This window comes from Paenibacillus cisolokensis (assembly GCF_018403665.1).
GTDB lineage: Bacteria > Bacillota > Bacilli > Paenibacillales > Paenibacillaceae > Paenibacillus_AH > Paenibacillus_AH cisolokensis.
Map to the genome: position 1 here is coordinate 1 of NZ_BOVJ01000211.1, position 3,522 is coordinate 3,522.

Genomic DNA, 3,522 nt, shown 5'->3' on the forward strand with positions numbered 1-3,522 from the left:
ACGGGGATTGCGTATTACATTTTTTTGATGAGGCAATTTTTATGGGCATTCCCCACGAGCTGACCGAGTCGGCCAAGATCGACGGAGCCTCCGAATTCCGGATCTACGCCCAAATCATGCTTCCACTGTCGAAGCCGGCGGTATTGACGGTAGGGTTGTTTACGTTCCTGGGCGCGTGGGGAGACTTCCAAGGCCCTTTAATTTATTTGAACGACCCCGACAAATGGACGTTATCCATCGGGCTGAAGCAGTATATTCGCGAGAACAACGTCGCTTGGGGCCAATTGATGGCCGCTTCGACCTTATTTACACTACCGATCGTCATCCTTTACTTTTTCGTTCAGAAAAAATTTATCGAGGGCATTTCCATCACCGGCTTGAAATGACCGGCAAGAAACCAAAAGTCCGGCGAAAGGAGGCCGAGTGGTGCACAAAGGGAAAACCGCAGTCATTGCTGCGGACAAGAGCGACTTGTCGGAGCTGATGCTCGCCTGCGACCCAACCGTAACGGTTTTGAAGCCTGGGGAACTGTCCGGCGCGGATCTGGGGCGCTTCGAAGCGATCGCCTTATTGGGAGGCGCCTCGGATAAACCGCTCCTTCTGTCTCCGGAAGAGCGGGTGATCATCGAGAACGAAATCCGGAAAGGCAAACGGGTGTTTGCAGAATATGTGGCCAGCATAGGCCGCGTCTACGCTTCGCCCCCCGAGAGCACGCGGTTCGAACGGCTGGTGTTTTGTTCGGACGAAATCGCAATTGATGGACTGACGCTTGGGGACGTCTTGGACGATCAGTGCGGGATGCGGATAAAGCCGCACGAGGCCGCTTGCTCGCATCGGCGTCCGATCCTCATGTACACTTCATTGCATACGCATGATACGATAGAGGTAACGGACGAGCTGCTGAGCCGGATTTCCGAACGGGCGCTATGGTTCGAGGAGCCGGACCGGCTGCTGATCTGCTCGTTCCGGATGAGTCATTTCCGCAAAGCCCGTTTCGCTCCGAAACGGAAGTTTGCGAAGCTGGTCGCGTATGTGCTGGGCTGGCTGTTTCAGACGGATATCGACCTGTCGCATATGGAATTCGCTTACTCGAATGCGGCTCCGGGCGGCCCGGAGCCTTTGGAGGATCGGATCTTGCGAAGCGTGGGCCGGGCGCTCGCATGGTTCGAGCGTTCCGGGGTACTGCGTGATGAAGGGCGAAGCGGCGTATGGGAAGGAATGGGGACGGAGATCATGCCGGACGGCGCTCAGCGGGTCAGCACGATTCGCCGCGTCGATTGCATTGGAGAGGCCGCACTTCCGTATTTTCTGAACTATTTGCGTGCGGGGGAGGAACGGGATCTGCTCATCTCCGAGCGGCTGCACGACTACGTGTTCGACTATTTTTGAACAAGGAGCCCGGCAGCTTGTACGGCATGATGCGGTGGTCGGAGGAGGCGTGGGGCATTTGTTATCAGGACGACGTCGCGCGCGCCCTAATTCCACATATGCTGAAGTGCCTGTATACGGGCTCCCGGTATCGCTTGGACGAGACGTCCGCTGCTCTGCGGTTTTTGGTAAGAACGACGGGAACGGATGGGACGCGGGTGTTCCGCACCGATAACATATCATTGACTGAGGAGCGGATCCGGGCGCTGCAGAACGAACCGGGCCGCTTGCCGTCCGCCCATTACAATGCTTATTATGGGGCCGCCTTGTTTCTGGCTTACAAGCTGACCGGGGAACGGACGTTTCTCGAGACCGGCGTCCGGGGGATGGAGACGATCATGAGCGTCTATCCCGAAACCGCCCGGGAGCAGAGCCAGACGCAGGAATGCTGCCGGCTTATCCTGCCGCTCGCCTGGATGTACTGGGTTACCGGAGAGCCGGAGCATCGGCGGTGGCTGTACCGGGTTGCGGAGGATTTGCAATCGTTCAAACACCGCTCGGGCGCTTACCTGGAATGGGACGAAGGCTACAAGGCGGCGATGCGGGGCGGAATGGGACAAGGGGAAAGCGCGCTGCTCGCCCGCAACGGCGATCAGGTGGCCGATCTGCTCTACTCGAACAATTGGCTGCCCGTCGGGTTTATGCAGGCGTACTTCGTGACGAAGGACGAGCGATTCTGGAAATGGTGGGAGGAGCACGCCGCTTTCTTAATTTCCGCTCAGCTGATAAGCGACAACCCGATGATCGACGGAGCTTGGGCCAGAGCGTTCGACGTGAACCTTCACGAAGTTTTCGGTTCCCCGGCGGATACCGGCTGGGGGCCTTGGGCGATCGAATCGGGCTGGACGGTTGCCGAAATTTCTTCCGGTTTGTTGATGGGGTTGCTCAAAGAACGTTTGCTGCACGCATATCTTTAAAGTGGAGTCATGGAAGGAGGTGAAATTGTGAAAGTTCATTTTTGGGGACAGCCGCTTTTGAAGGGATTCCCTCCTTGTTTTGCCGGTGTGAGTTCTGTGCGAGAGCCAAACAGCTTGGCGGAAAAATATTCGTACCCGCACTTCCGTCATCGTCGACGATGAATTGAAAATCGATTTTCCCCCGGACACTTATTTGCATATGCTGCGCGACCGGATCGATCTGGAAAATATCAAAGACCTGATTCTCACACACTCTCATTCCGATCATTTATATGCCGAGGATTTGGTTGCGAGATCACCGGGCTTCGCCCAGTCGGCGGAACACGCCATCCAGATCTACGGTAACGATCTTTCGATCCACAAATGCAGTCAGGTACTAGGAGCCGGCAGCAGTAAGTTTAACCTGCATCGCGTAGAGCCTTTTCAACGCACGGAGATGCAGACCGCCACGATCGTTCCGTTGCCCGCCAGCCATGACCCGCTTGAAACTTGCCTTCTCTACTATATCGAGAAAAACGGCAAGACGATCCTGTATGGCCATGACAGCGGTTGGTTTCCGGATCGGACGTGGGAATGGCTCCATGGTAAAAAGCTGGATTTGGCGATTCTAGAATGCACATCAGGGCATCGCCATTCTCGAAGCCATATGAATGTGGATGCGGCGCTTCGAACGAAAGAACGGTTTACAGATCTCGGGGTGCTGAAACCGGAAGGATTGATAGCCGTTACCCATTTTTCCCATAATGCTCATCTGCTTCATGAAGAACTGACAGACCTATTTGCGCCACACGATATGATCGTCGCTTACGACTGAATGGTATTGCACATTTAAACGGAAAAGCTCATATATACAAAATAGGATAAATACGATAGGCTGCTATGGAGGAGACTGCATGAAAATTGAGTACGGAAAGATCCCAGACGTTTCAAATATGCTTGCGTTAGATTATAAAATTTTCCCGAAGGAATGGCATCTTTCCGAACATTTTGTCGCTGAAATATTAAAAAAGAATCCGGAAGTTTATCGAGTTCTGCATGATCAGGTAGTGTCAAGAAGTTTGTGTAACGTAGTAGATATATCCAGAAGTGGTTGCGTGAACGCATAGTGTTTGAATGTTCTGACACCTTGGCGAACATAGCCCAAGCGTAGGCGGGGGCGCTGGTTTTTATTCCACCG

General features: G+C 54.1%; 3 protein-coding genes and 1 pseudogene. All 4 read left to right on the top strand.

All coding sequences use genetic code 11. The annotated features are described in order from the left end of the window. Positions 1 to 386 (top strand): annotated as a pseudogene (locus PACILC2_RS24185) (carbohydrate ABC transporter permease); the annotation flags it as partial. A 40-nt stretch (positions 387 to 426) separates the two neighbouring features. Next, entirely contained in the window at positions 427 to 1,389 is a 963-nt protein-coding gene (locus tag PACILC2_RS27650; protein WP_244863821.1) for a hypothetical protein, read from the top strand. Between the two features lie 17 nt (positions 1,390 to 1,406). Continuing rightward, on the top strand, positions 1,407 to 2,345 hold the full coding sequence (locus PACILC2_RS27655; RefSeq protein WP_244863822.1) for a hypothetical protein: 939 nt from the start codon (positions 1,407 to 1,409) through the stop codon (positions 2,343 to 2,345). 199 nt (positions 2,346 to 2,544) lie between these two features. Further along, positions 2,545 to 3,159, top strand: a complete 615-nt coding sequence (locus PACILC2_RS24195) for an MBL fold metallo-hydrolase (protein WP_244863823.1) — start codon at positions 2,545 to 2,547, stop codon at positions 3,157 to 3,159. The last annotated feature ends 363 nt before the right edge of the window (positions 3,160 to 3,522 follow it).

Bases quoted from the DNA above. Each gene is read 5' to 3' on its own strand.
- PACILC2_RS24195 (WP_244863823.1), top strand. From the start codon at position 2,545: ATGCTGCGCGACCGGATCGATCTGGAAAATATCAAAGACCTGATTCTC.